The sequence below is a fragment of the Gemmata palustris genome (genome assembly GCF_017939745.1).
Taxonomy (GTDB): domain Bacteria; phylum Planctomycetota; class Planctomycetia; order Gemmatales; family Gemmataceae; genus Gemmata; species Gemmata palustris.
On record NZ_JAGKQQ010000001.1, the window covers coordinates 5,222,466 to 5,247,847 of the forward strand.

At 66.1% G+C, this 25,382-nt stretch carries 23 protein-coding genes and 2 pseudogenes; 13 read left to right on the forward strand and 12 right to left on the reverse strand.

Translation table 11 applies throughout. From position 1 onward, the window contains the following. Positions 1–184: 184 nt before the first annotated feature. Together J8F10_RS21460 and J8F10_RS21465 are read left to right on the forward strand one after the other, a co-directional pair. Entirely contained in the window at positions 185–862 is a 678-nt protein-coding gene (locus J8F10_RS21460) for a hypothetical protein (RefSeq protein WP_210657259.1), read from the forward strand. Positions 863–2,170: 1,308 nt separating this feature from the next. Beyond that, entirely contained in the window at positions 2,171–2,827 is a 657-nt protein-coding gene (locus J8F10_RS21465) for a hypothetical protein (RefSeq protein ID WP_315854141.1), read from the forward strand. A 400-nt stretch (positions 2,828–3,227) separates the two neighbouring features. Here J8F10_RS21465 and J8F10_RS21470 read toward each other — a convergent pair whose 3' ends face one another. Continuing rightward, positions 3,228–4,562 (reverse strand): IS701 family transposase, encoded by a 1,335-nt coding sequence (locus J8F10_RS21470; RefSeq protein ID WP_210651692.1) that lies wholly within the window; start codon positions 4,560–4,562, stop codon positions 3,228–3,230. Between the two features lie 249 nt (positions 4,563–4,811). Here J8F10_RS21470 and J8F10_RS21475 point away from each other — a divergent pair, with 249 nt between their 5' ends. Then, a complete protein-coding gene (locus J8F10_RS21475) occupies positions 4,812–6,188 on the forward strand; it encodes an IS4 family transposase (protein ID WP_210657263.1) in 1,377 nt (458 codons plus the stop codon). Between the two features lie 229 nt (positions 6,189–6,417). Here J8F10_RS21475 and J8F10_RS39130 read toward each other — a convergent pair. The 3 genes and pseudogenes from J8F10_RS39130 to J8F10_RS21490 all read right to left on the reverse strand — a co-directional run. Beyond that, a pseudogene (locus J8F10_RS39130) lies at positions 6,418–6,726 on the reverse strand (transposase); the annotation flags it as partial. A gap of 251 nt (positions 6,727–6,977) precedes the next feature. Then, positions 6,978–7,760 (reverse strand): transposase, encoded by a 783-nt coding sequence (locus tag J8F10_RS21485; protein ID WP_210657267.1) that lies wholly within the window; start codon positions 7,758–7,760, stop codon positions 6,978–6,980. Between the two features lie 414 nt (positions 7,761–8,174). Continuing rightward, positions 8,175–8,420, reverse strand: a complete 246-nt coding sequence (locus tag J8F10_RS21490; protein ID WP_210657268.1) for a helix-turn-helix domain-containing protein — start codon at positions 8,418–8,420, stop codon at positions 8,175–8,177. Between the two features lie 104 nt (positions 8,421–8,524). Here J8F10_RS21490 and J8F10_RS21495 point away from each other — a divergent pair, with 104 nt between their 5' ends. Together J8F10_RS21495 and J8F10_RS21500 are read left to right on the forward strand one after the other, a co-directional pair. Continuing rightward, positions 8,525–8,986 carry a hypothetical protein gene (locus J8F10_RS21495; RefSeq protein WP_210657270.1) on the forward strand — a complete coding sequence of 154 codons (462 nt, stop codon included), beginning with the start codon at positions 8,525–8,527 and terminating at the stop codon, positions 8,984–8,986. An 86-nt stretch (positions 8,987–9,072) separates the two neighbouring features. Then, complete coding sequence (locus J8F10_RS21500) at positions 9,073–9,969, forward strand: leucine-rich repeat domain-containing protein (RefSeq protein WP_210657273.1); 897 nt, start codon at positions 9,073–9,075, stop codon at positions 9,967–9,969. 148 nt (positions 9,970–10,117) lie between these two features. On the opposite strand, the gene J8F10_RS21505 is transcribed toward J8F10_RS21500, so the two are convergent. The 8 genes from J8F10_RS21505 to J8F10_RS21540 all read right to left on the reverse strand — a co-directional run bounded on the left by J8F10_RS21505 (position 10,118) and on the right by J8F10_RS21540 (position 15,378). Then, positions 10,118–10,312: a hypothetical protein gene (locus tag J8F10_RS21505; RefSeq protein WP_210657275.1), complete on the reverse strand. Its 195-nt coding sequence runs from the start codon at positions 10,310–10,312 to the stop codon at positions 10,118–10,120. A 129-nt stretch (positions 10,313–10,441) separates the two neighbouring features. Continuing rightward, on the reverse strand, positions 10,442–10,780 hold the full coding sequence (locus J8F10_RS21510; protein WP_210657277.1) for a hypothetical protein: 339 nt from the start codon (positions 10,778–10,780) through the stop codon (positions 10,442–10,444). A 181-nt stretch (positions 10,781–10,961) separates the two neighbouring features. After that, positions 10,962–11,555, reverse strand: coding sequence for a hypothetical protein (locus J8F10_RS21515; RefSeq protein WP_210657279.1), 594 nt, complete (start codon positions 11,553–11,555; stop codon positions 10,962–10,964). Between the two features lie 157 nt (positions 11,556–11,712). Beyond that, the gene (locus J8F10_RS21520; protein ID WP_210657281.1) at positions 11,713–12,267 is read right to left on the reverse strand and encodes a hypothetical protein; all 555 of its coding nucleotides are present in this window, start codon (positions 12,265–12,267) and stop codon (positions 11,713–11,715) included. Then, complete coding sequence (locus tag J8F10_RS21525; protein WP_210657283.1) at positions 12,264–13,622, reverse strand: hypothetical protein; 1,359 nt, start codon at positions 13,620–13,622, stop codon at positions 12,264–12,266. Before J8F10_RS21525 ends, J8F10_RS21520 begins: the two co-directional genes overlap by 4 nt. Before the next feature lie 136 nt (positions 13,623–13,758). Continuing rightward, on the reverse strand, positions 13,759–14,460 hold the full coding sequence (locus J8F10_RS21530) for a GP88 family protein (RefSeq protein ID WP_210657285.1): 702 nt from the start codon (positions 14,458–14,460) through the stop codon (positions 13,759–13,761). A 206-nt stretch (positions 14,461–14,666) separates the two neighbouring features. Next, positions 14,667–14,954, reverse strand: a complete 288-nt coding sequence (locus tag J8F10_RS21535) for a hypothetical protein (RefSeq protein ID WP_210657287.1) — start codon at positions 14,952–14,954, stop codon at positions 14,667–14,669. Positions 14,955–15,159: 205 nt separating this feature from the next. Further along, positions 15,160–15,378: a hypothetical protein gene (locus tag J8F10_RS21540; RefSeq protein ID WP_210657289.1), complete on the reverse strand. Its 219-nt coding sequence runs from the start codon at positions 15,376–15,378 to the stop codon at positions 15,160–15,162. A 1,249-nt stretch (positions 15,379–16,627) separates the two neighbouring features. On the opposite strand from J8F10_RS21540, the pseudogene J8F10_RS40890 reads away from it, so the two are divergent. The 8 genes and pseudogenes from J8F10_RS40890 to J8F10_RS21575 form a co-directional block, all read left to right on the forward strand. Further along, positions 16,628–16,738 (forward strand): annotated as a pseudogene (locus J8F10_RS40890) (7-carboxy-7-deazaguanine synthase); the annotation flags it as partial. A gap of 127 nt (positions 16,739–16,865) precedes the next feature. Beyond that, positions 16,866–17,402 carry an RNA polymerase sigma factor gene (locus J8F10_RS21545; protein WP_210657292.1) on the forward strand — a complete coding sequence of 179 codons (537 nt, stop codon included), beginning with the start codon at positions 16,866–16,868 and terminating at the stop codon, positions 17,400–17,402. Further along, a complete protein-coding gene (locus J8F10_RS21550) occupies positions 17,399–17,941 on the forward strand; it encodes a hypothetical protein (protein ID WP_210657294.1) in 543 nt (180 codons plus the stop codon). The genes J8F10_RS21545 and J8F10_RS21550 overlap by 4 nt, the downstream gene beginning before the upstream one ends. Continuing rightward, positions 17,938–18,549 (forward strand): ImmA/IrrE family metallo-endopeptidase, encoded by a 612-nt coding sequence (locus tag J8F10_RS39140; RefSeq protein WP_210657296.1) that lies wholly within the window; start codon positions 17,938–17,940, stop codon positions 18,547–18,549. Before J8F10_RS21550 ends, J8F10_RS39140 begins: the two co-directional genes overlap by 4 nt. Continuing rightward, positions 18,539–19,672 carry a hypothetical protein gene (locus J8F10_RS21560; RefSeq protein WP_210657298.1) on the forward strand — a complete coding sequence of 378 codons (1,134 nt, stop codon included), beginning with the start codon at positions 18,539–18,541 and terminating at the stop codon, positions 19,670–19,672. Before J8F10_RS39140 ends, J8F10_RS21560 begins: the two co-directional genes overlap by 11 nt. Further along, complete coding sequence (locus J8F10_RS21565; RefSeq protein WP_210657300.1) at positions 19,669–21,420, forward strand: ATP-binding protein; 1,752 nt, start codon at positions 19,669–19,671, stop codon at positions 21,418–21,420. The genes J8F10_RS21560 and J8F10_RS21565 overlap by 4 nt, the downstream gene beginning before the upstream one ends. Before the next feature lie 63 nt (positions 21,421–21,483). Further along, complete coding sequence (locus tag J8F10_RS21570; RefSeq protein ID WP_210657302.1) at positions 21,484–22,698, forward strand: metallophosphoesterase family protein; 1,215 nt, start codon at positions 21,484–21,486, stop codon at positions 22,696–22,698. After that, positions 22,695–25,328, forward strand: coding sequence for an AAA family ATPase (locus tag J8F10_RS21575; protein WP_210657305.1), 2,634 nt, complete (start codon positions 22,695–22,697; stop codon positions 25,326–25,328). Before J8F10_RS21570 ends, J8F10_RS21575 begins: the two co-directional genes overlap by 4 nt. The last annotated feature ends 54 nt before the right edge of the window (positions 25,329–25,382 follow it).

The following is a 25,382-nucleotide window of genomic DNA, read 5'->3' on the forward strand; positions in this document are numbered from 1 at the left end:
AAATCGGCCGCTACCTCTCTGGTTTCCCAGTGCCGTTTTCTTAGCGGTGCTTGGACCAGCCTTTCCGGGTTGCGGGTCGACGGTCAGCGGCGAGCCGGAAGACTTAGCAATCCGGGACGTGGAGCAAGCGGGTGGTATGTGTTACCGCGTCTCGGACCTAAGAGGTGACGCGGAACCCGAGTACGTGCACGAAGTGTTAGGTAATCCCGTCGTCAAAGTAGATTTGTGCTGTGGAGCTGTCGTGACTGATCGAGACGCTCCTCGAGTCCGCAACCATGTCACGGATGCGGTACTGAGCAAGTTTCATCTCCTTACGGAGGTCCGGGAACTATCCCTCAGTGACACCGGTGTCACTGACGTGGGCTTGAAGCAACTTACCGAGTTGCGCCGACTGAAGCGACTTCACTTGGTAAAGACCCGCGTGACAGACGCTGGGCTGAAGGAACTTGGCGCCTTTAATGAACTTTGGGAGCTTGACCTAGGAACAACTGCTGTCACGGACGCGGGCATGAAGAATGTAGCCAAACTGCGTTCGCTAACCCAACTTAGTCTTTATAGGACGGCAGTTGGCGACACTGGCCTGGCGGAACTGGTAGCCCTCCCGGAACTCCGTACTTTGGGTCTCAGTTATACTCCAGTTACCGACATAGGTGCTGTACACCTGAGTCGCATCAAAACCCTGACCTCACTCAACCTTGAAGAGACTGTTATCAGCGACGTTGGCGTGAAGGATCTGGCCAAACTTCCCTGCCTACACTTTCTGTCGCTGCCCATGGCGAACGTAACGCTGCTGTCTGCCAAAGAATTGAAGCGGCGCCACCCTGATTGTGGTGTCTATCTCGGTGGTATTTACATCGAGTAGCCGCGCCGTGTCGAAATGAGAATTTGGAGCGGTACTTCATTCTACCGGATAGGTGACGCGTCCTGCTTTTCGTAGTCGCCGTCCCTAACTTCTTCCGTCATTCACTTCCTCTACGTCTTGTTTATCGCGTGCAAGCTGGTGAGGACGTAACTAGACTCCGGCATTCTGTTCGACTTGAGATTCTCCATCTGTCATTCAGCTACGCGCGACGCCCTTACTATCTTTGAGGAGTGCCCTGATTCGGCCCGTTTTCAAGTGGTTTCGGAAGTTTTGTCGGAGTTTGTTATGTTAGATGGTTGGTTCTGCGCTTTGGGTCGAGCGGATACAATTATCCCACTTTCAGGAGTGAGTAATGGCCCTTGTCACCTTTCCGTTGAAGGAGTTCGCCCCACGGCCAACGCGTACTCGGGAAGACTGAAATATCAGAGTTTTGGACGATTGATCGCTGAAAAGTGGGTCAAAAACTTGGGATCATATCGCAGACACTCTTGATTTCCAGGGCAATTAATAAGCGTTGGCCCTGGAGTTCGTCCTGGGCGTGTTCCCCGATGGTAGGGGATAAAAGCAGTGGCCTTGGTACGCCTTTGATGAGATGGAGCCGTGTTGGCGCTTTGGCCTCCTGCTCCTCTGCTTCTGGCCTGTTTACCATGGCCTATCTACTAATGCACTGGGAGACGGCCGTGAGCGTCTCATCTGTCCCTCGCGCCGCGACCGATTCCTCTGGATGTGGTAGTTGCGCTCACAACCGGCCTTTTGGCGACGCAACTCTCCAAAATGACCTGACAGTGGTTTGATCGGCCATCTGGCCAGTAGCCCACCGATGTGAACACTGGTCAGGGGTGTCATACTGTTCGCGGAGTCCATTTTCGTGTCGGTCCAGTTGTGGCAGACCGGCGGCCGATCCATCAGTTCAATATTGGCCACAATGAAATCGAACTGTGGAGTGCCACTGGATTTCATTTCTACTCTGGAACTGCGATTAGCCCTGCAACCGTACCTGTTGGGGATCATTTCGCTTGTCACGTAGTATTGCCGGGGATTATTTCGTTTCGGGGCCGGCGTAGAGTTTATGGAACAATAGGCTTTTGAACTGATATAGCTGCGGGGCTATCCGAATCCAAGTTACAAGCACAAGAGTGACTCGAAAGTCTCAACCAAGTCGCTTGCCCGCTGCATCCTCGCCTAGCAACGACCATCCGTTCGTAATTAGGAGTAGCAATGTTTAGAATATTATATTTTATTCAAATTGTATTCTTCGCGTGTGCAATGTTCACACTACGTGCCGACGATACTAAGGATAAAGCTTTGGTGACAGTCAAAAATCTCGGTGGGAAAATTACGCACGACGAGAATTCACTCGATAAACCGATCGTCGCACTTGATTTGAGTGAAACGCAGGTAACGGATGCGATTCTCAAGGACTTGGCCCCGCTCAAGAACCTCGCCACGCTTAATCTGTTCGGTACGCAGGTAACGGACGCGGGTCTCAAGGAGTTGGCCCCGCTCAAGGGCCTCACCATACTCAACTTGAGCCGAACACAGGTAACGGACGCGGGTCTCAAGGAGTTGGCCCCGCTCAAGAACCTCGCCACGCTTAATCTGTTCGGTACGCAGGTAACGGACGCGGGTCTCAAGGAGTTGGCCCCGCTCAAGAACCTCGCCACGCTTAATCTGTTCGGTACGCAGGTAACGGACGCGGGTCTCAAGGAGTTGGCCTCGCTCAAGAGCCTCACCGAGCTTTCCTTGGGTGACACGCAGGTAACGGACGCGGGTCTCAAGGAGTTGGCCCCGCTCAAGAACCTCGCCACGCTTAATCTGTTCGGTACGCAGGTAACGGACGCGGGTCTCAAGGAGTTGGCCTCGCTCAAGGGCCTCACCGAGCTTTCCTTGGTCGACACGAAAGTGACCGACGTGGGGCTCAAGGAACTCAAATCGGCTCTGCCGAAATGTGAAATCTTGAAGTGACGGGCAAGGAGAGCTCGGAGAACCTTTTGCTCCCACGAAATAGCTCGATGGGTGCGCGTTCTTTGGGTCCACGCGGCGGTCTCGACCGCCACGACGGTTACTGCGAAACCGAGTTTCTTGAGCCGTTGGACCAGTTTGTCTTTGAGGCGGTGGTGTCGGTCGGGCGGTAGTTGTGCCGGACCGAATTGTGATCGCAGTTTTTCCCGAATTCCGACCGTACGGATGGGGACTGGTTTCGGCCCCGATTCCCGAATTGTTGGGAATTCTGGAGGGGGTTCGGGAACGAACGCGCTCGACCCCGCTCCCTCGGAGCCGAGCACGTGTGACGTGGGTAGCTGTCCCGAACCAAATTGTGGTCGCATTTGTGACCGAATCTGTACTTTCCGCGAACTTATAGCGTTTAAGCAGCCAGATCCAGGCACCGGTGCGCGAGGGCGCGGATTCTCGCGGGGTCGTGGTGCTCGCCCACAACGGCCTGAATTTCCTCGGCCAGCAGCTCCCGTTGCCAGGCCCGGCGCTTGTCCGCGTGGCTCGGGCGCCGGTTCGGATCGTCCCACGGGGAGGCCGCCCGATGGGCCACCAGTTCATCCGCCTTCTGGTTCCAGGCCCACACCTCGGTGAGCGTGAGGGACCACGCACACAGGTGGAAGCATCCCACGTTCGACGCGACCCCGCGTACCTGCTGGTGACCGGCGCCCGCGACCTGTTTGAGATCTCGAAAACAGGTTTCCAACGAGAACCGGTCCGCGATCAGGCCCAGGATGTCGGCCACGGAGGCCGTGGGGTCCGTGCAGAAGAACGCGACCCACCCCTTGGGTTCGTCCACCAGGACGACCCGGATCGTGCCCCCGGCCGGCCGCCACGTGGCCTCGAACGTCTTGTACCGCTTCTCCACGGGCTTCCCATACAGGGTGAACGTGCCCGTGGTCCACCCGCCCTTGTGCCCGGCCCGCTTGGCGAGCGACACCCGCTGCTCCCCGTACACGCGGGGCCGCCCGCGGGCGCTCGGATCGCGGGCCGGGGGCACCGTCCACAGGGCCGCGTCCTTGCGGAGCCGGCTCACCATGGTCACCCGGAGCGCGAGTAGGGCCTTGAGCACCGGGGCCTTGGCGTACGCCCCGTCGGCCACCACCCACACGGCCCGGCCCCACGTCTTCAGCCACCCGTGGGCCCACCGGACCAGGTCCACGGCCATCACCAACTTGGTTGCGAACTCGGGCCGGTCCGGCCCGGGGATGGCCCCGAGATCTTTGCGGCGGATGTACAGGCGGGCCAACAGGGGGAGGGCCACAATCCCCCCGAGGGGGTGTCCCACCAACAACCCGAGGACCACCCACACGTGCCCGTACACGAACGGGCCCCCGGCCGGCCCGGGTGTCGGGTTGTGGTGCGCCCCGGCCCCTCGAACCTTGGGCCCGTACCGCTCCGTCGGGGTGTCGTCGAGGGCCAGCACCACCCGAGGCGCACCGGCCACCATGGGCTTGAGAACCTCGACCAACAACCGCATGGCGATACGCTCGGTGCGGCGCCCCACGGCCGCGGCCGTGGCGTAGCACCGGCGGTACTGGGGCGACAGCCCGGCGGCCCGGATCCAACCCGCGAGGGTGCGGCGCCCGCGGGTCAGGATGATCCCGAGGAACAGGACCGCGAGCCGCCGCCCGGACCGCGGGTCCAGAGCCTTGGCCAGGGTTGAAAACCAGTGGCACCGAGGGGCCGGAGTATGCGAAGATGGCATGGCCGCGTCCGTTCGGGTCGGGAGGTCGTGTGGTAACGCCATCCTCCCGGACGGGCCGGCACTCGTCTACTCCCGACCCCACAACTTACGCCAACCGCCTATAACTTCGCGGAAAGTACAGGACCGAATGTAAGCGTTCGGCGAAACTTTCGATTACCCACAACTCTGGGTGCCCAAGGTCGGTGTTCGGCGTAGCCTCATCCTCAGAGGGGCGATCCTGTGAGGCTGGCATTCCGGGGGAGCATCGACATGGACGCCTGGGTACAACAGGAGCTGAACGCGGGCGTGTACCCGGACCGACGACTCCAGAGCCGTCTCGGTCAGTTGCTCGGGGATCTCGGGCGGCGGTTCGGGGACACGATCCCGCTGGCCACCCAGGATTGGGCCGGGGCCAAGGCCGCATATCGTTTCCTCAGCAACCCGCGGGTGGACGAGGAGTGCATCCTGTCCGGGCACCTCGCGGCCACCCGCGCCCGGTTCGACGCCCGTCCCGGCACCGTCCTGGTGCTCCACGACACCACCGAGTTCAGCTTCCAGCGGCGGGATCCGGCCGGGTTCGGGCGGCTCAAACTCATCAAGGGCCGGCACGCCACCCACACCGTGTGCGGGATCCTCATGCACTCCAGCCTCGTCGTCACGACCGACGGGCTCCCGCTCGGGCTGGCCGCGGTCAAGTTCTGGACTCGCAAGAAGTTCAAAGGGACCAACGCCCTCCGCGGGAAAGTGAACGCGACCCGCCTCCCGATCGAGCAGAAGGAGAGCGTCCGCTGGGTGGAGAACGTGAGCCACGCGACCGAGGAACTGGGCGATTCATCCCGGTGCGTGCACGTCGGGGACCGGGAGGCGGACATCTACGAACTGTTCTGTGCGGCCCACGACGCCCGGACCCACTTCCTGATCCGCACGTGCGTGGATCGGTTCGCCGGACGAGGGGACACGACGGTGTCCGCGCGGATGGCCCGCGAGCCGGTTCGGGGTGAGCACGCAGTGGAAGTCCGGGACGACCACGGGCGGGTCTCGACGGCCACCCTCCGGGTCCGGTTCTGCCGAATGACTGTCCACCCGCCGGTGGCCAAGCGGAAGCGGTACCCGTCGCTGTCCCTCACGGTCCTCCACGCCGATGAGCCGGGGGCGCCCGCGGGGCGGGACGCGATCCACTGGCAGTTGCTCACCGACCTCCCGGTAGACGACCTGGCGTCCGCCGTCGAGAAACTGGACTGGTATGCGATGCGGTGGAAGATCGAGACCTTTCACAAGGTTCTGAAGTCGGGCGGCCGGGCCGAGGAATCCCGGCTCCGGACGGCCGAGCGGCTGACCAACCTGTTGGCCGTCCTATGCGTCGTCGGGTGGCGCGTGTTCTGGCTCACCATGCTCAACCGGGCGGCCCCCGACGAACCGGCCGAGACGGCGTTCACCCCGGCCGAGGTCGGGGTTCTGGACCGGCTCACCGGGCGCTCCCCGACCCGGCGGACGGTGGCCCACTACGTCCTGGCGGTGGCGAAATTGGGCGGGTACTTGGCACGCGCGAAAGATCCGCCACCGGGCAACGAGGTCATCTGGCGCGGCCTCTCCCGGCTCGCCGACATCAGCCTCGGGGCTGAACTCATGGACCAAAGTTGTGGGTAATCGAAAGCTTCGCCGAACGCTTACGTACCGGGAGCAAGAAGCGCGGGGTAGAGCGAGGTCCGATCGAGATCAGGAGAGGGAAGAAACGGGGATCTCCCATCGAGAAGAACCGTCAGAATCGGAACCCGGAGGTTCCCGAAATCGCGGTGTAATCCTCCGTCCGCGCTTCGGATGCCAATTCGGCAACAATCGCCCAAAAATGCGACCGGAGCGAGGGAAAGCACAATTTGGCGCGCACCCTCGCACGGAGCAACGCCAGACCCGCGCGCCCGTACATCGACCGCTTGATGGTTTTCAACCGGTTCACCTGACCTTCGACCGGCCCGTTACTCCACGACGTGGAGAGCTCGGCCTGCACCGCCGCTGCATCGGTTCTCAGTGCCTCCGCGAACGACTGCACCAACCGGCTCCCACGCGCCTCGGCGCGAACCAGCCAATCGGACAACGGCGCCTTCGACGACCCGCGCGTCATCTCCAACAATTCGCTCGCCAGTTTCAAAGAATCACCCAACTCCGGGATCGCGGTCACGGTCGCCATCCGCTCGGTCTCCTCAGCGGAGCGCGTCCCCGCGCGGCGCACGAACTCGAACGACAACGCGCGAGCTGGGGGCGACGTGGACGCGGTGGCCCGCGACTCGAGCCCGCCGGCGCGATCCCGGCCGCGCGCAGCCGGCGCCCCAGGAACCGGAGGACCGCGCAGTACGACGATGCGCACCCCTGACCCTGGAGCCGGCGGTGCAGCACGGTCGCGGTTCGCCCGCCCTCGCGTATAAACGCCTCGACCGCGGACTAGAATCGGTCCAGGCGCGTCGCGCGAGGTGCGCCGAGATTCCAGTCGGGGCACTGTGTACTTCGCGCGTACCGGAGCACCGTTTTCGAGGAGATCCGCAAGGCTCGGGCGATCTGGCGGATGCTCTGTCCCTCGCGACGCAGTCGGCGCACGTCATCGAAGCGGTCCTGTCGCCGTTGCTGACCATGCGATCGCACCGGCGGTGCAACTGTCGCGAGCTCCGGGAGGGTATTGGGGTTACCGGCTGTGGTCACCGACGGTGGCGTGGTGGGTACTTGTTCGCTCGAAATTACAGGGGTTGATGCGGTTTCGAGGCGCGATTCGGCATCTGCGGTCGGTGGCGATTCCAGCGCCGTATCGAGTGCGGACCCATGTTGCTCGAAGAGACGCTCCACGAGTTCGCGGATGTTACCGACGAGGTGGAACCGGTCCGCGACCTGTGTAGCCTGTGGCGCTCCAACCGTGCAGGCGTTGGCGTACGCGGCCCAGAGGTCCCGGGTGATGACCTCGATGCCCGGATGGGTCTTCAACCACGCCGCGACCGGCGCGCCGTCCCGCCCGTCGAACAGGTCGATCCCGCGCCCGCGCTGGAGATCGACCAGGATCGTGCCGTAGGTGTGCCCCTTGCGGAGCGCGAAGTCGTCGATCCCAACGAATCGGTAGCTCGTCTCGTGTTCGGCGGGCACGGCCTTCACGCGCCGCAGGATCGTGTCGCCGCTGATCGGCACGGCGAGTTCCGCAGCCAGTCGCGAGCCGGGTTCGCCACCGAGGGCGAACAGCACACATGCTCGACCTTCTCCGGACCGTACAGTTGCTCCTACTGGGCCGGCGCGTCGGCCTGGAGGTAACCGGTGTAACCGTCGAAGAACGCGCGCGGCCCGTCGGCCGTGTAACCGGTCGTGAAGTCGAACACGACGTACGGGTAAACCACCACTGTGCGACATCGTCGACTTAGTGGACCGGCGTGCGAATCGGGGATAACCGGTCGATCACACCAACGTGAACCCCTCCCTTATCCGCTCCTGTTAAAAAATCTCCCGCGTCGCGTCGGGGACTTTCGCGACCGGCTTTCTGCCCGACACATGCGAAATCCACTTCGTTTCTCGGACGCGACGTTACCCACCCCGAGTGGCCGTGAACAATGCGGACGTGCTGCTCGATAGTGCGATTCGGGCGCACGCGAGTGCACCGGGGAGCTACTCTCCGAGCGCCGGGTCGCGAAGTGTGTCGAACGTGAGCAGTTCCGCGGGTGCGACCCCGAGCCCCTCGGCGATCAGGCAGATGTTTTCGAGGCTCACGTTGCGCTCGCCGCGTTCGATGCTGCCGAAGTAGCTGCGGTCGATCTGGATCTGGTGGGCGAACGCCTCCTGGGACACGCCCTTGGCCTTGCGGAGTTGGCGCACCCGGCGCCCGAAGAGCACTTTCACGTCGGCGGCTGTCATTCCGTGACAGTGGCGTCTTGCGTCCTATCTATCCACGGTTTATAACAACACGGCTTTTATCTCTCATGGCGTGACGGTGGTCTTTCGCCGTCGGAGGACGATCGGTGGTCAAGACACTGAGCTTGTTGGCGTGCGTGGCGTTCCTCTCCTCAGGCGGGACGCCGAGGGTGTGGGGTGCTGATCCGGTCAAAGTAGTCCCCAAGCCCGTGTCCTCGGCATGCGCAGGGGACGACTTCCCGATCTCGATTACGCAGATCAAGAAGGAACTCGGCACACCGACGGACAGCGACGACGACTTCGTGGACTACCGGGACAAACTCAACCTGCGAGTGTCGTTACTGGGCCATCTGGAGGTGCTGGCGATGACCAACCGGGCCGGAACGGACCTCGCCACGAAGTTCTTCACGAGCAAGCTGTTCAAGGATGAAGAGGGGAAGGCGATTCTCGAACTGGTGAAGGCAAAGGGCGGCGAGAAGAAGGTCGGCCGGTTCGAGATCACCGCGAAGGAGTCCACGGTCGTCAACGGCATGGTCATCTTGAAGATCACGCCGCTGCCCAAGAAGTAGCTCGCTCACCGCCTCCCCAGAGTGACGGGTCGTGGAAGGGCTTGCGAGAGACAACGAGGTAAAGACTTACACAATGCGAGGGAATCATGTCGTGTTTGACGCTGTGCGGTGTCTTGTCGTGGCTAATCCTGGTTTCGCCCGCTCTCGGTCGAGCGGACGAAGCCGAAGAGAAGGCCGTCGCTTTCGTCGAGAAACTCGGCGGGAAGGTCACACGCGACGAGAAGTTACCCGGTAAGCCTGTCATCGAAGTGGACCTGTTCCTCACCGCGATGACGGACGCGGGCGTCAAGGAACTGACCGCATTCAAAAGCCTCTCGACACTTAACCTGAGTGCCACAAAGGTGACGGACGCGGGCGTCAAGGAGTTGGCCGCGTTCAAAACCCTCACCCACCTCAACTTGGGTGCCACGAAGGTGACGGATGAAGGCCTGAAAGAACTTGCCGGACTCAAAAAACTCGCCCACCTGACCCTCCTCGGCACCAAGATCACGAATGCGGGGGTGAAAGAACTCGTCGTCCTCAAATGTCTCACCCACCTGGATCTGGGCGTGACCGCGGTCACGCCGGTGGGTTTAAAGGAACTCGTACCGCTCGACAAACTGACTCACCTCGGCCTGAAGAAAATCGAGTTTGTGACGTACGGGGGTATCAAGGAACTGGCACCGCTCACAAGCCTGACGCACCTCGACCTGGAGCAAACCGCCGTGATCGGGATGAGTTTGAAGCTACTCGCCCCGCTAAAAAAACTCACGCACCTCAGCCTGGCACACACCGAGGTGACGGACGAGGATTTGAAAGAACTGGTACCGTTTAAGAATCTTACTTCGCTCGTGCTGAGCGGCTGCAAGGTGACGGACAAGGGGCTGAAGGAACTCGCCGCCTACAAGAGCCTGACCGCACTCGACCTATTCGTCACCAAGGTGACGGATGCGGGGGTGAAGGAATTGGAGCAGGCACTGCCGGAGTGCAAGATCCGCAAATGACCGTGCGTCGAGTAGCCGCCATTACTTGGGCGGAAATTGGCTGATATATAAGAGAATGATTATCGTCGATGAAAAGGCGAATGACATACTGCACGCACGGCCGCACCGCGATCCCGTTAACGGGTAACGCGGTGCGGATCTTCGGCGATCAGCGGCTCAGCGAGACGCGGGCGGCGGCCAGTTCGGGGAACGCCTGAGTCGCCGCCCGGACGGTCGCCCGGAGCCGGTCCATGAAGTCGTCGCTGGCGAGCGTCTGCCGGATCTCCTCTCTCCGGGCGTCGGGCAGGTCGTGCGGGATGGAAACAGTCAGGTGCAACTCGTCGATGGTCACCGTTTTCGCCACCGCGTCTCCTCCGTCCGATGGTTCTGGTTCATGGGTGACTCACCACACCAGAAGTGAGATCAGGATAGCGGCGATCAGGTACAACATGTCGAACTCCAAAGGGGTTGGCGGGAAGGCGCGTGAGGAGCTTCATTTCGCGGTGGCGCTCAACACGCCCAGGACCACCACCCGCGTTACCACCGACCAGCCGGCCAGATAGCCGAACAGCACCGTGGCCCGGCCGCGGGGCACGTTCAGGAACCCGTACACGGCCCCGGCCCAGGCGATCAGGCCCGCGAAGTAGCCCACCAGCGCCGGGATGGAGCACGTCAGCGTGACGGCCGCGACGGCGCACGCGGCCACGGCCCCGTAGTTCGGGTCGGCGGTCACGTCGGGGCCGTCGGTGTAGGTGGACCGGTAGCACGCCACCGAGACGGACCACGTCGCAGCGGACAGCCCGACGAAGATCAACAGGGCAAGAAGGATCACGGGTCACTCCGGTTCGGGTCGGGAGTTAAAAAGCGAGGTGACGACGGCGGATCGGGTACGAGCGCGTGCAAGGGGCCAAACGAGAGACCGCACGGGCTGAAGCACCCGCCCGGGGCGGGTACCATGACCGGCCGGCTCCCTTTTCCCACCCCCACGAGCGCATCTCATTCGCCGCACGAGATCAGGTCACCAGCCCCAACCGGCGGGCCGCACGTTTGAGCCAGGCGCCGACCTGCACGGCGACCGTGGTGCACGCGGCACCGATCCCGGCGACGGCCGCGGACGCCGATTCCGGCACCTGGGAGCACACGAGCGCCACCACGAGCCCGACGCCGATGGCCACCGTCAGCGCCCGGCGCACCGGGAGCGCCTCGCCGGCCGCGGCACCCGCGGCGGAGACCGCACCGGTGACGGCCGCGATTTTGGTTGTGACGGCCGCCTTGGTCTTCGCCGCGAACCCGACCAAGGCGGCCCGAGTCGCGGCGACCCGGGCCTTGATGCGGGTCCAAAGGCCCGGTTTCTTCGGCTCGGGCGGGACCGCAGGAATCGGGGGCGGGGCCGGTACGGGCGCGGCTTGTGGGACGAGCAGGGCCCGCAGCTCGGGGTTGGTCAGGATCTCGACGATCGCGTCCTTCACCGCGAGCCGGGTGCCCTCGCGGCACGCGTCGGCCACGGCCCCGTTGAGGCCCTCGGCCAGGGCGTCGATGATCGAATCCAACCGGTCGAGCTGGTCCGCGAGGTGCTTGCGCGGCTTACCGTTCAGGGTTGCGGTCACGGGGCGTTCCTCCGTAGGGGGTGGTTCGGGTCGGGTAAAATCGGTTCGGAGACAAGGCACTCCGCGCTCCGGGTACACGATGTTCCCACCGGCGCGGGCGTGGCACGCCGGGCGTGGTGACGGGTTGCACAGTGGAAACGGGAGCGACGGCGTGACGTCAGGCCGGATCGGTCCGGGCGAGGGCGGACTCGGCGACGAGGATGTCGGCGGCGGCGGCGAGTACGGCGAGAGCGGCACGCGCGACCGGACCGCCGGCCAGGCCCAGACCCGTGGCCAGCACGCCGAAGCCGATGGCGGCGGGAACGCTGCCCTTCTTGGCCAGCCACCACCGGCCGACGTTCACGCCCACCGCGACCGCCGCGGCCGCGGGTACCGCGGGAGGGGTGCCCACGTCGTCCGGCTCCTCGGGTTCGTACCGCGACCGGAAGCGGTCGCGGGGCTCGTCGTCGGGGTCGGCCCACGGATCTTTCGATCCGCCCCAGCGGTCCTCATCTTCGTCGTCGCGCCAGCCCGCGGTGCCGGGTGGCGTGCGGACCGGAACCGACCGGGTCGGGGCGACCAGGCGGTCGACGAGGGCCGCCACCAGCACGTCGCGGACGGCGGTGCCGAGCGCCCCGGCCAGTTCGGTCGCCAGGGCCGCACGCACGTTGCCCTTCAGTTCCGCGAGCGCGTCGGCCAGGCGGTGGCACCGGGTCGTCAGGATGGCGCTCACGACGTCCCTCCCAGGTTGAGCTGCTTGAGGTTCGTCATCAGCGCCGACAGCACCTTCTTCTGCTTCGTGCCCTGGCGCAGAGCCGCGACGAGCCGGGCCGCTCGGCCCGCGGCCTCGGCCAGGGCGGCGCGCAGGTCCTCGGCCAGTTCCAGCGGGTCGGTCGGGTCGCCCCGGGGCGGGGCCGGGTCGTTGGGTTCGGGTTTCACGATCGGGCACCTTTCGGGAGGGGTGGGGGTCGAATTCGTTGGGGTTTCGTCCGCCCCGGGCGGGGCGCACAGGTCGGGGTCGAGCTGGGCCGCGACGAACGTGACGTCGTCCCCGGTGAAAACGACGGGCTTGTCGGGCGCCAGCCTCACGGTGCGGCACCCGAGTACCAGGGCCCGGGTCAGCACCCGGCGGTCCAGGGCGACGCGGACCGCGGGGCCGGTGGCGGTCGAGCGGGGAAGCGGCATTTCCTTCGTGTCCCCGATCCGGGGGCCGCTTTCGGTTCGGCCGCGAACACGCACGCCCCGGTCCGCGTCGAGTGTCACCGGGCGGTTCTCGTCGTCCTTCCCCGGTAGGCCGGGCAGGACCGGGAGCAGGGCCGCCGCGTCGGACGGGTCGATCGCGACCGTGGTCGGGGCGCTCCGGGGGATCACGCCCGCAACGTCCGGGTACTTGGCCCGCGCGTCGGTCGGGAGCCACACCGACCACGGCCCCGCGGTCACGACCAGGTGCGTCGCGGTGCGCCCGAGTTTCACCTCCGTAACTCGGGAGAGCGGTTTGGAGCCGAAAACGGGGACCGCGGGCACGAGCACGTCGTCGGGGAACGGGAACGTGAAGCCCGCCCACAGGAGCGCGGCCCTACCGTCCGTGCCGACCACGCGCCCGTTCTTCCCCTGGACCTGGACCTTCGACAGCGCGTACCGGCCGCTCTCCTTCGCTGCGGTCCGGCCGCACTCGTGTAGGGCGGCAAGGACTTTTGCGGGGACGGCCGATAGTGCGGGCGGGGCGGTCCGTTCGTGCTGTTTGCCGGGCAGGATCAGCTCCACGGGCCGCGTCCGCGGTCCGGTGCCCCCGGGCCACCGGAGCACTCCCCGGAGCTTCGATTCGCGGTCCAGGGTCACGGCCCCGTCGGCCCCGCCCTCGACCTCCGCGAGGACCGACGCCGGCAGCACCAGTAGGTCGTCGGGCTCCTTCGGGGCCGTCGAAGCGTGGGTCAGTGTGACGCCCTCGGCCGTGGTCGCGGCCAGAGTGCGGACCGCGCCCGTGATCCGAACGACAACGGGCGGCGCCGGTCCCCGCGGGCGGCCCGCGACGCACCGGGCGAACAAGGTCCGGAAATCCCGCGCCAGCGCACGGGTGAACAGAATCATGAGCCCCTCCGGTTGGTGACCAGGATCGGATTCGGGGAAACACACCGCCGCACGAGCGACGGTGATCTTCGGCACCGGCGTGAGGCGTTCGCCTCTTCCGGCTCCTCAACCGACCCGTCTTCGGGTACACGGCGGGTCAGCGCGTGGATTCGATCACCGGTAACGGGAACCGTCGGAGACGCGCCGGGTGCCAACACACCCCGCACCGGTCGCACGTGACGGGCCGGTTCCGCGTGACCCCGTCCTCGCTCGGGCACACCGGCGGACCGCCGGGAGCAACGGGCCGGTGCCGGAGCCGGCGTATTCGGAACACCAGATCGAGTCCGGCCGGGGGCACGTCGTCGTCCGAGGTCGCGAGCCAGGCGAGGCGCACGCGGGCCGGCACGCCCGGGGGCACGCCCGTGTCGCGGTCGCACGAGTACCAGGCGACACAGTTCGGGAGGGCCGCCATCTGCTCGATCACGGCCCGGATGGCCGGAACCCGCCAGGAGCGCGTGTAGAAGTAGAACGTGACCCGCGGCGCGCGGCGCATGACGCGGAGCCACTTGCGGGCGTACCCGGGGCTGTAGAAATCGCCCCCGGTGTGAACGCGGACGACGGCGACCGCGTGGGCGATCAGGAACGCCCGCACCCGGACGACGAAATCGCGCCGGCGTGCGCGGGTCCGGTTGCGCCGGTACGCGGCGGCCGCGGTCGGCCGGTAGCGCTCGACGGCCGCGGCGTAGCAGTGCGCCCGACACGTGGCGGACATTCCGGGGCACACGTCGGGCGTGCCCGAGGGCAGGGCGAAGCCCCAGATCCTCCGGCCGCCGAGTTTGCGGTTACCGGGCGTGAGCATGAACTCTCCTCATAAAAGGGTGAACGCGGGCCGTATGTGCCGAACGACGGACGGGCACGGCCGAGTGGGAGCGGGTGGGAATCGGTTGTCAGTAGGGGGCCGACAGATCAGGTCGTGGAGGTCGTCGGGGGAATCGGACGTGCGGGGCTAAACTGACCGTGAACTATGCGGGTGAACCGGATCAGGAGGGTCGTCACGGAGTCGGGTCAGTCAATGCACCACCCGGCCGCGACCAACTCCTCCGCGGAGTCGAAGGTCTCGTGCGGCAGTGCCAGGAACGCCTCGAAGTTCGGTGGTAGGGCGAACAGGTTTGTGATGAAAACTGTTGCAGAGTATCCGGTCCGTCGCGCGGACCGGGCGTCGAACACCACGCCCAGTACTTCCGCCCCGCGACGGCGCCGCACGACCGGCAGGAACGGCCACGCGGGCCACAGGGCCGGGTTCGACAGGAACAGCACCGTGCGGTCCCGCGCGGGGCTCGCCGAACGCGCCATGGGTACCTCCCGGAAGGAACGATGAAATGAAACGGGCCGACCCACGGCGAATCGGCCGAGACGAAGACGCTTTGGATGAGAATCAGGCGGGGACGGACGCGATCTGCTCGACCTTCTCGCGGAGTTCGCGTTCGGCATCGGCGACGGCGCGGTCCACTCGCTCGCGCTCACCGCTCAGATGCTCGGCGTAGGCGGTCAACTTGAACTACGTGGTGCGGATCTTCTCCGCGGCCCGGTCCAGCGTGTCGCCCCGGGTGTCGGTACCGAACTGGGCGACCGCGGCCCGGTGCTCGGCCACCACCGACGCCAGCCCGTCGGCCACGGCCGGGGTCACCGAGCGGTCCCCGTCCGCGGTGCCCGCCGGAACCGGGAACCGCAGGAGTCGGCCGCCCACACGGTCGAGAAGGTCCCGGATCTGGTCCACGATACGTCCGCGATCGGCAGGCCGGTGATCACGCACCGGTTCTGCTGACGTCGCAGCAGGTACCGCCGGACGACAGAGCAGGGATCGTTCCCGCCGTTCTTCCCAGTAATCCGTCAGTCACGGATCGAGCGGACCGTTCGTCCCCTTAACCTGCTGGTGGCCGAGGGATGAGAAGCCTGTCCCAGTTCCGAGGAGGTTCCGCGCGAGAGACGGGGCCGGCTCGCAAGACCGACGGGCTTGATGGTCACCGTGGACGGCCCTTTGAGGAGGCCCCACGCACCCGCACGTCCGAGGACGTCCCCGCGTCAACAGCACTGCGGGGTTACAACTGACGATCCCATGCCGTTTGCTTTCGCTGACCCGCTCCCTCTTCCGGCGGCTCCCGGTCGTGGTGCTGTTCCACGACCGAGAGCGTTGTCCCTGGGCTCCCGACGTTGCCGCCGGCCAGGTGCCAGACACTCCGGTGACAGGAGGACCGTCAATGGTTGTGGGCCATCGCCGGTAGCAATCCCCTCAGCTTCGTGAGCTATGCCTCCTTGTGAGTCGGGGTCGTGAAACCCCAAGGGTTCGCGATAGCTATCTGGTCGCGATCAAGTATTGTGACGCGCCTCGGACCTTTCTTTAGGTGTCAGCCGGAGGCCTTTGAACGGAGACCGCGTGCAGGTTCCGTCCGGTGAAGAATCGACCGGGTTCAGGCATCTCGATTCGGGGGTGGTGAATGTGGTGAATAGATTTGCCCTCAAGGGCCAATGGGATCAGCGGCCCGGTCGATACAAATGCCGTTGCGACGCAGCGCTCGACCTATTCACCACATTCACCACCTCTACCACCTCTACCACCTCTACCACCTCTACCACCTCTGTGGAGGGTGAGGTAGAGATCGCTCCGGTCTAGCGCGGGAGATCCCAAAAGGCGACAGGAATTCTCGTGACGTGAGTCGCGGCGACCCCTCACAGGTCGCGCTTTAGATACCATCGCACGAGCCGCGTTCACTGCCGCGTCCCCACCACAGTTTTCGAGCGCCTCGGGTGCGAATCCGAGTGGCAGTTTGCAGCACTGTCACTCGCGCTCGTCAGCAGGCTATCTTTTCCAGTCGTTACAGATACCCCATCGTGTTCTGTCGGTCGCGTCCTCACGTTGATCCTTCCGTCGGAAGGCAAGGATTATCGCCTCCAAACGGCAATGTGCCGATAGAAGTTTCGGCTTTTAAACACCCATTCCCGTCGATCGTCACCACCCGGACATTCTCATGGCATATCGGGTAAGGGAACTGTTTTACACGCTGCAGGGTGAAGGACGACATACCGGCCGGGCCGCTGTGTTCTGTCGCTTTACGGGGTGTAACCTGTGGTCCGGGCGGTCCGTGCGCATGGCACATTCCGGTCACTCGTTGCTTGATTGCGCAGCGTCTCTTTACCCTGGCCGGCATTTTTTGTCACACCTGTAGGCGTTGCGGCCAATGGACGGGTAGTCATTGAGGAGGCCGTATGCCGGATGTCGCTACGCCTGCGACCACCGCTCCGCCGGTCGATCCGGTGTGGGCCGCTCTCGCCGACCCAGAGGTCGGTGCGCGTCTGCTCGCCCTCGCCCGGTCCGTCCTCCGCCGTCCCGAGGTGGACCACGAAGGCCTGGTGCAGAGTGCCGTCGAACGGGCGCTCGCCAACAGCCACAAGTTCGACCCCGAAGCCGGGTCCGTGACGGCGTGGCTGACCGGGTTCGTGCGGAACGTCGCCCGCGAACAGCTCAAGCGGCAGTCCGCGGCCCCCAAAACCGATGGCGAACTGGATCGCTTGCCAGCCCGGCAATCGGACGAGACGGGCGCGGACGACCTCCGCGCCGCCCTGCGTCGGCACCTCGCCGCCTTGCCCGAACTGCTCCGCATGGCGGTTGAACTACGACACCTCGAACAACTCGACTACCCCGCGATCGCTGCCGCCGTTGGCACCACCGAAGCGACTGCACGGCAGCGGGTGTGCCGCGGGTTGCTCTTGCTCCGCGCCCTCGCCACCAAGGAGGCGTCATGAACCCTGCTGACCGCCTCCTGTGGCTGGACACACAGGCCGCCCACTACCTGGCCGCCGTCGAGGCCGACGACTTCGACCGCCAGGACGCGTTGTGGGCCCTGGCCGCCCACGACCACGAACTGGAGGAGGCGCTGCACGCCGTTCACGCCGGGCTGGCTGAGGAAGCCGTTACAGGGATGGCCGCCGCCGTCGCCGCGGCGGTGGGGCAGTTCCTGCCGTCCGCCGGATTGATCCACCCGACCGGCGGGCCGGTGACGGTCGGCATGGTGGCCGACGAGCTGTTCCGCCACACGCCCGGCCGCCTGCCGCCCGCCGCCCACGCTCTGAACGAGACGCTCCGGCGGGCGACCGACGAGCTACCGGCCGACCTGGGGTTGCCGGAACTCACCGACTGGATGGTGGCGAAGTTCGGCCCGGTGCCGACGGAATACCTGAAGGCGTTCCGGCACGCGGCGACCAAGGTGCGCATGCGGGCCAGCCCGGAGGCGGAGTATCAGTTGGCCGCCCGGCGAGCCAAACCGGCGGGAGGGCCGTCGTGAGCCACGTCTCCGCTGCCGTTGCCAGCATCTACCGAAAGGCCCGTCGGGTTGTCGACCCCGTCCGCCGCGGGCCAGTGCCGCTGGCCGACCTGTTCGACGCGGCCGGCGTCTCGCACGTGGCCTTGCCGGCCCTATCGCTGTCGGCGGTGGCAGAACACCTGCTCGCTGAGCGATATGTGACCGAACCGCGCCTGGTGGCCGACTTGTTGGACGACCGGCAGCCGCTGGCCGGGCTGATATTCCGGCTGGGGGGCGACGGGCTGGCGTTCGTGAGCGCCGACGACATCCTCGCCCGCCGGCGGTTCACCGCGGCCCACGAGTTGGGGCACTTCCTGCTGCACCGCGACCGGATGACCGGGTTCATCGCCGACGTGACCATCAGTGAAACGGACGAAGGGGCCGGCGACCTGGAGCCGGAAGCCAACCGCTTCGCCGCTGAGTTGCTCATGCCGGAAGAGGTGATCCGGGCGCGGGCGACCGAGTTGCAGAGGGAACACCAGGCGTGCCCGCGGCTGGTGCTGGCCTACCGGTTGGCGTCCGAACTGCTCGTCAGCCGCGAGGCGATGCGATACCGGCTCAAAACCCTGGGGGTGGGCGATGACGACTGACCGCGACATCCCGGCTTGGTTCCTCCGCAAGCACGGGGCGGCGACCGTCGGCGCGACACCCGTTCAACCGGCAGTGCTGCCGGAGGAAGGGGGCGAGGACGAGCCGTCCGAAACGGTGGACCGTACGGTCGAGTGCGCGGAGCACGAGTGGGAGACGAAAACGGTGTCCGAACAGCCCGCGCGATCGGGTGAGTTCCCAGAGCGGTTCATCGACGGGTCGCAGGCCGGGCGGCCGGTACTGTGCCTGCGTTCCCCAAACGGCTGGCCGATTCCGATGGTGTTGAGCGAGGTGGGGGCGGTGGCGATGAGGAGCGTGGGCCGGCGGTTCGAACGGGAGTTCGTGATCGTTGAGCGGGTGCTGAGCTTCGTCGCCGACCCCTTCCCGTGGGAGGAAGTGGAGGCGTTCGCGTCGGCCATCCTGAACAAGCCCGAACTGAAGCTCCGCCTGCTGCCCGCGAACATGCCGGACCTGAAGAAGCACTCGCCGTTCGATTACGAGGTGATGCGGCATCAGGCGACGAACCGGGCGCAGCAGGAAATGACCACTCTGGAGCGGTACGCCCTCACCCTCAACCCGTCGGTTGCGACTCTGGTTGACGGTCAGATCGGCCGCGTGTCCGGCAACCCGAAGCCGTCCGACCCGCTGCTCATCGGGGTAACGAAATCGCACTCGAAAAACTACCTGCACGACCGCGGCTGGCGGACCCTGCTGAGTCTGGAAGCGGACGGTCTGGAGAAGAAGGCACAACGGACGCCCGTGTTTCGCATCAGTGGTACGGGCAAAGCCTGTCTGGATCGCACCCCTGTCGCCTCGTGGTACGTCAAACTGGCCGGCGGGCCGCGGCTGGCTCCGAACTGGGGGTACGTGCGGGTGGAGATCCCGTGGGGCCAGTTCGCCCGACGGGTGAAGATGGACGACAAGAAAGACTTCGGGTTCGTGGACCGCCTCTCCCGCTGGCTGATCGACGCCCGCTGCCGCGCCGCCAGCTACGCCCGCATGCCCGTCTCCCTCGACCCGATCGTACGGGCCGAGGACGCTCTCAAGCCGCTGTTCACGCCCACCGCTGTGCTGGTGAACCGCCTGTACCGCACGGCCGGCCTGTTCCGGGGGAACGAAGGATGACCGACTCTCGCCCTATCCTCGGCCGCGTGGCCGCCCCGCCCGAGCACGAGTCCACCAGCGGGGTGTTTTACTTCTGGGTGGATAAAGACTGCGGGGTCGAGCGGACGCAGATCGTCACCACCACGTCGAAGGTGGGCGACCGCGAGGTGAAGTTCGTCGGCATCGTGCAGGAGGTGTACCGCCGCAGCCGGCAGAAGGACATCGGAGAGGAGGCAGCGCGGTTCGACGGCCGCTCCGGCGAGAAGCCGCCGCCTTTCGACTCCGAGGGCATCACCTACGCCGAGGTGGCCATCCTCCGCACGACGCCGGTCGCCCACACCCCGCCGACGGAGGAGAGCGAGGTGTACCTCGCCACCCCGCAGGAGGCGCGGGAAGGGTATGGGGTGGACAGAATGGAGCACAAGCTGCCCGTCGGGTTGCTGAAGAACGGCGGGGAGCAGACCGTCGGGGCGGCCTTCATCGACCTGGACTTCCTGCTCGGGGCGAACGGCGGGCACCTAAACGTGAACGGCATCGCCGGGGTCGGCACCAAGTCGACGTTCCTACTGCTGGTGAACTGGCTGCTCATTGAGGAGGCGAAGCGGCAGGCCCGCGAGGCCGTCAGCCGGCCCGGTAACCTCCAGGTGGTGCCGGTCGTGTTCAACGTGAAGAACTTTGACCTGTTCTTCATCGACCGCTGGAACCGCAAGTACCGGGCGAAAGAGGACCAGCATCGAAGCGAGTGGGCCGAGATGGGTTACCCGGCCCCGGCCCCGTTCGACTTGCCCACCTTCCGGGCGCCGCAGTTGAAGGGCGAACGGGTGGCCATCCGCACGGGCAACCGTACCCCGGCGGAGGTGAAACCGTACAGCTGGTCCCTGTCAGACATCATCGAGATGGGGCTGTTCAAGTACCTGTTCAGCGAGGACGACATCAGCACCGCCAACCTGGGCGGGCTGGTGAACGACGTGGAGGAGTGGCTGACGAGCGGCCCGCCCGACGCCCCCAAACTTCGGACGGCCGACAACGCACCGCAGACCTTTCAGGAGGCGCTCGACTGGTTCAAGTCGAACAAAGAGGACAAGAAATTCTTCGGGGACTACCAGGGGAGCACCAAGAGCAGCTTCTTCCGCCGACTGAAGTACATCGTGATGGAAGGGGACGGGGTGTTGCGGCGGTACGACACCCAGGGCAACCCGCTACTGATTCCCGAGAAGGGGCAGACGGCCCCGTGGGTGATCGACCTGTACGGCTTGCAACGGACGCCGAGCTTGCAGCGGTTCGTGGTAGCGGCGGTGTTCCACCAGATCCAGGCCATCCAGTCGAAGCCGGGGCACGGGGCGCTCAAGTACCTCATCACCCTCGACGAGCTGAACCGCTTCGCCCCAAAAGACAGCCATGACCCGATCACGCAGAAGCTGGAGACCGTCGCCAGCGAGGGCCGCAGTCAGGGCATCATCCTGCTCGGCGCGCAGCAGCAGGCCAGCCTGGTGAAGCCTCGCGTGATCGAGAACGCGGCCGTGCGGGCGGTAGGCCGGAGCGGCACGCTCGAACTGGGGGCGGAGGTGTGGAGGTTCCTCGGGCCGAGCGCCCGCAGCGCCGCCGCCCAGCTCCAGCCGGACGAGAAGCTACTGTACCTGCCCAGCTTCCGCGAGCCGATGCTGGCGAAGATCCCGTTCCCCCCGTTCGCCCTGAGCGAAAGCGATGCCGAGCTGCCCGACGCCCCGCCCGGCCGCTCGTCCGGACCGAGAGAGCAGGACATGTTTTGACATTTTCCGGTCACACCCGCCCGCGACTCGCCAACAGAAGTGTGCCCCCCAACGGAGACCGTCATGCGGATCGTCCACACGGCTGACTGGCACCTGTGCGACCGGCTCGGCCGGCTCGATCGAACAGACGACCTGAAACGGCGGGTGGAGGCGGTGGCGAGGCTGTGCGAGGAGAACGCCGCCGACGTGCTACTGATCGCCGGCGATCTGTTCAGCGAGCAGGCGTCGGTTGACGACGTGACGGCGTCGCTCATGCACCTGCGGCAGTCGTTCCTGCCGTTTTTCGAGCGAAAGGGAACCGTCCTGGCGGTGACGGGCAACCACGATCGCAACGGCCGCATAGACATAGTGCGGGCGGGCATGGGCCTGGCCGTGCCCGACGCGGGGAGGGGCGGGCGGCTTTCACCGGGACGCATGTACTTGGCGAACAACCCGGCGGTCGTGCGGCTGGCCGACCCCGCCGGGCACGTCGTACAGTTTGTGCTCCTGCCGTACCCGTTCCCCAGCCGGTACGCTGTGGCCGCCGACAGCTACGCGAGCAAGGAGGAGGAGAACCGCCTGGTCCGCGCGAGTGTGGCCGACTGGTTGCAGCGCAAGACAGCCGATGCCGCTTTCGAGCAAACGGTGCCGACGGTCCTGGTTGCCCACCTGCACGTGCGGGGGAGCGAATTGACCACCGCGTACAAGATGAGCGACCGCGACGACGTGCTGTTCGACGTGGGCGAGCTGCACCCGGACTGGCGGTACGTCGCCCTCGGCCACATCCACCAGCCGCAGTGCCTGGGTGGGTCGGAAACGGTCCGCTACCCCGGCAGCCTCGACCGCCTGGACTTCGGCGAGACGCACGACACCCACGGGGTCGTGCTGTTCGACGTGGTCGGTGCGGAGCCGGTGAAGCCGGTCTCGCTACCGATCCCGGCGACGCAGTTTCACACCATCACCCTCACCGACCCAGACGCAGAGCTGCCGACCGTTCACGAGAAGTACCCGGACCACGCCACCGCCGTCGTGAGGCTGCGGGTTCACCCGCCAACCGCCACCGACCGCGAGGAGGTGAGCCGACACTTGAAGAAGATGTTCCCCCGCTGGCACTCGCTCGACTGGGTGGGGCCGACGAGCGCGGTCACGGGCAACGAGGTAAAGTTCTCCCCGCGGGCCGGGTTCGCCGACACCGTCCGCGCCTACCTGACCGAACAACTCGACCGCGAGAACGACCCGGACAAGGATCTCGTCCTCGCCCTCGCTGACACCTTCCTCAAGCCCGGAGGTCCGTCGTGATCCCCAAGCGCGTCACGCTCGAAAATTTCCTCAGCTACGGGCCGAAAACGGAGATCGCCTTCGCCGCCGACGAGCCCCTGTGGGTGGTCGGCGGGCCGAACGGGGTGGGCAAGAGCGCGGTGTTCGACGCCATGACATACTGCCTTTACGCCGAGCACCGCGGCGGCGGGCGGGGGCACGAGCAACTCATCCGCCACGGCGCGGACGGGTTCAAGGCGGCATTCGAGTTCCAGTTCGTCGGCATCGACTACCGCATCACCCGCACCCGCCAGCGGCGGGGGCGGACGACGCAGGCAGTGGAGCGGCTGGACGGCGGGTGCTGGGCGCGGGTGCCCGACGTGGACGGGGCCGAGGCCGTCACCGAGTGGGTGCGGTCCACCCTCGGGCTGCCGTTCGAGGCATTCTGCGCGTCCGTACTGCTCCGGCAGGGGCGGGCCGACGACATCCTCGACGCCGCCCCGGCCAGGCGGCTGGAGACGCTCAAGAAGATCATTGGGGTGGAGCGGTACGAGGAGCTGAGTGGGCGGGTGAACGAGGCCGGCAAAGAGCGGGCGCGGGAGTTGGAGCGGTTGCGGCGTCAGCGGGCGGGCATCGAGGACGTGACCCAGGCCGACCTCGAAAGCGAGCAAGAGGCGGTGAATCGCACTGCCGCCGCCCGCGAACTGGCCGACGCCACCCGCACCCGCGCCGTGGCCGCCGTGCCTCAGGCCGAGCAGTGGGCTCGGCTGACCGCCGAGGGCGCCGACCTGACCCGCAAACTGGCCGAAGCGGACGGACGGAGCCGGGACGAAGCTGCCATCCGCCACGACCACGCCCGGTACGTCGAGCTGTCCGCCGTCGTCCCTGTCCTGGAAGAACTCGGTCGACTGCGGGCGACGGTGGCCGACGCAGAAACGCGGTACACCGCCGCCACCCGCCGCCGCGACGAGTTGCGGGCGAAGCACGATGCCGACCGCCAACGGGCGGAGGGGCTGCGACTTGTCGTCAGCGACCAGCGGCGAGCAGCTGCCGACCTGTCGAACGAGGCAGACGTGGCGACGAAAGACAGCGAGCGGCTGAGCGGGCTGCTCACCATCGCCGACGAGTTGGCGACGGCCGACCGCGGGGCCGATGCCTTTCCCGATACGCTCGACGCCGAGTTGGCGGCCGCGAGGGTTGCGAAGGTGAGCGTGGCGGAGGCCGAACGGACCGCCCGTGACGCCGAGGCGGAAATCGCCGGATTATTGAAGGAGGCCAAGAAGCAACAGAAGGCGTTCGCCGACGTGACAGTCGGTATCACGTGTTCGCAGTGCGGTCAGGAGGTGACGGCGAAGCATGCGGAGGACGAGCGTAACCGACTGGCCGACCGCGTGGCTGCGCACACCGCCGCGGCGACTGAGGCGAAGGCGAAATCGGCCGACGCCACCTCGGACCGTGAAGCGGCCGACGCTCGACTGAAGACGCTGACCGACGACATCGCCGAGCGGAACCACCTGCGGCAGCGGCGGTCCGACCTGGAACGCAGCTTGACCGCGCTGGGCTCGGCGACCGACCCGGCCGCCGTGCGGGAAGAAATCGCCCGGCTGGCCGAGCGGCTGACCGACCTGCAAGCCGAGCATTCCGCCGCGCGCGGTCGTCAGCACGAGGCCGAGCGGGAGTTGAAGGAATTGGACCCGGTAGTCAAACGGCAGGAGGGCGACCTACAGCGCGTCGAGACGGAGGCAACCCAACTCGCCACCGCTCTGGCCCGCGACACAGCCGCCTGCGACGGTCTGCTCGCCCGCCTGCCCGACGGGTGGAGGGACTCCAATGACGCCACCGCTCCGGCGGCCGACCTACGGCGACTGGCGGCCGACGGCATCGAGCCGCGGTTCCGGCAGTTGGAAGCCGACGCCACCCTCCGCCGCGAGTGGGAGGAGCGGCAGAGGAAGGTGGTTCAGGAAATGGGCGCCGTGCCGGCCGATGCCCGCATCGCGGTGGCCGACGCCCGGCAGGCCCAGCGGTCGGCCGAGCAGGTGTTCGCCTTGTGCGACACGGCCCACCGCGACGCCGTCAGCAGGATGGATGAGCTCACCCGTCGCCAGGAGCAACTGGCGACGTTGACCACCGCCGCCGCCGCCGCCGAGACGGACGCCCGCGTTCACGCCAAGCTCGACAAGCTGCTCGGGAAGGAGAAACTGCAACGCGAACTGATCCGCGAGGCGGAAGCGGCGATCGTCCGGCTGACTCAGCAGACGCTCGCCAACCTGTCCGGGGGCGACCTGTCCGTCCGGCTGGCGGATGCCGACGGGGACGATAAGGCGTTCGACCTGCTCGTGTTCCGTGGCGACGACCCGAACCCTATCCCGGTGAAGATGCTGTCCGGGTCGCAGAAGTTCCGGGTGGCAGTGTCGGTCGCTCTGGCCGTCGGCCGGTTCGCCACCGGGCAGGCCCGCCCGCTGGAGTGTGTGATTATCGACGAGGGGTTCGGCAGCCTGGACCGTGACGGCCTACGGGCGGCGGCCGACGAACTCAACCGGCTGAAGGACCACTTGCGGCGGATCATCGTGGTGTCCCACCAGGAGGAGTTCACCGACCAGTTCCCGGTGGTTATCCGCCTGAGCAAGGGTGACGCCGGCACCACCGCCGAGGCCGTCCGCCAGCAGCGGTGAGTTCGGCCGGTCGGCCTGTCATTCCTCCCGACCCTGGTTTCCGATGGCGAAACC

Coding starts and splice junctions, on each gene's coding strand:
- J8F10_RS21500 (WP_210657273.1), top strand. CDS start 9,073: ATGTCGTGTTTGACGCTGTGCGGTGTCTTGTCGTGGCTAATCCTGGTT.
- J8F10_RS21525 (WP_210657283.1), bottom strand. CDS start 13,622: ATGATTCTGTTCACCCGTGCGCTGGCGCGGGATTTCCGGACCTTGTTC.
- J8F10_RS21530 (WP_210657285.1), bottom strand. CDS start 14,460: ATGCTCACGCCCGGTAACCGCAAACTCGGCGGCCGGAGGATCTGGGGC.
- J8F10_RS21570 (WP_210657302.1), top strand. CDS start 21,484: ATGCGGATCGTCCACACGGCTGACTGGCACCTGTGCGACCGGCTCGGC.
- J8F10_RS21545 (WP_210657292.1), top strand. CDS start 16,866: ATGCCGGATGTCGCTACGCCTGCGACCACCGCTCCGCCGGTCGATCCG.
- J8F10_RS21475 (WP_210657263.1), top strand. CDS start 4,812: ATGGACGCCTGGGTACAACAGGAGCTGAACGCGGGCGTGTACCCGGAC.
- J8F10_RS21470 (WP_210651692.1), bottom strand. CDS start 4,562: ATGCCATCTTCGCATACTCCGGCCCCTCGGTGCCACTGGTTTTCAACC.
- J8F10_RS21490 (WP_210657268.1), bottom strand. CDS start 8,420: ATGACAGCCGCCGACGTGAAAGTGCTCTTCGGGCGCCGGGTGCGCCAA.
- J8F10_RS21535 (WP_210657287.1), bottom strand. CDS start 14,954: ATGGCGCGTTCGGCGAGCCCCGCGCGGGACCGCACGGTGCTGTTCCTG.
- J8F10_RS21560 (WP_210657298.1), top strand. CDS start 18,539: ATGACGACTGACCGCGACATCCCGGCTTGGTTCCTCCGCAAGCACGGG.
- J8F10_RS21565 (WP_210657300.1), top strand. CDS start 19,669: ATGACCGACTCTCGCCCTATCCTCGGCCGCGTGGCCGCCCCGCCCGAG.
- J8F10_RS21550 (WP_210657294.1), top strand. CDS start 17,399: ATGAACCCTGCTGACCGCCTCCTGTGGCTGGACACACAGGCCGCCCAC.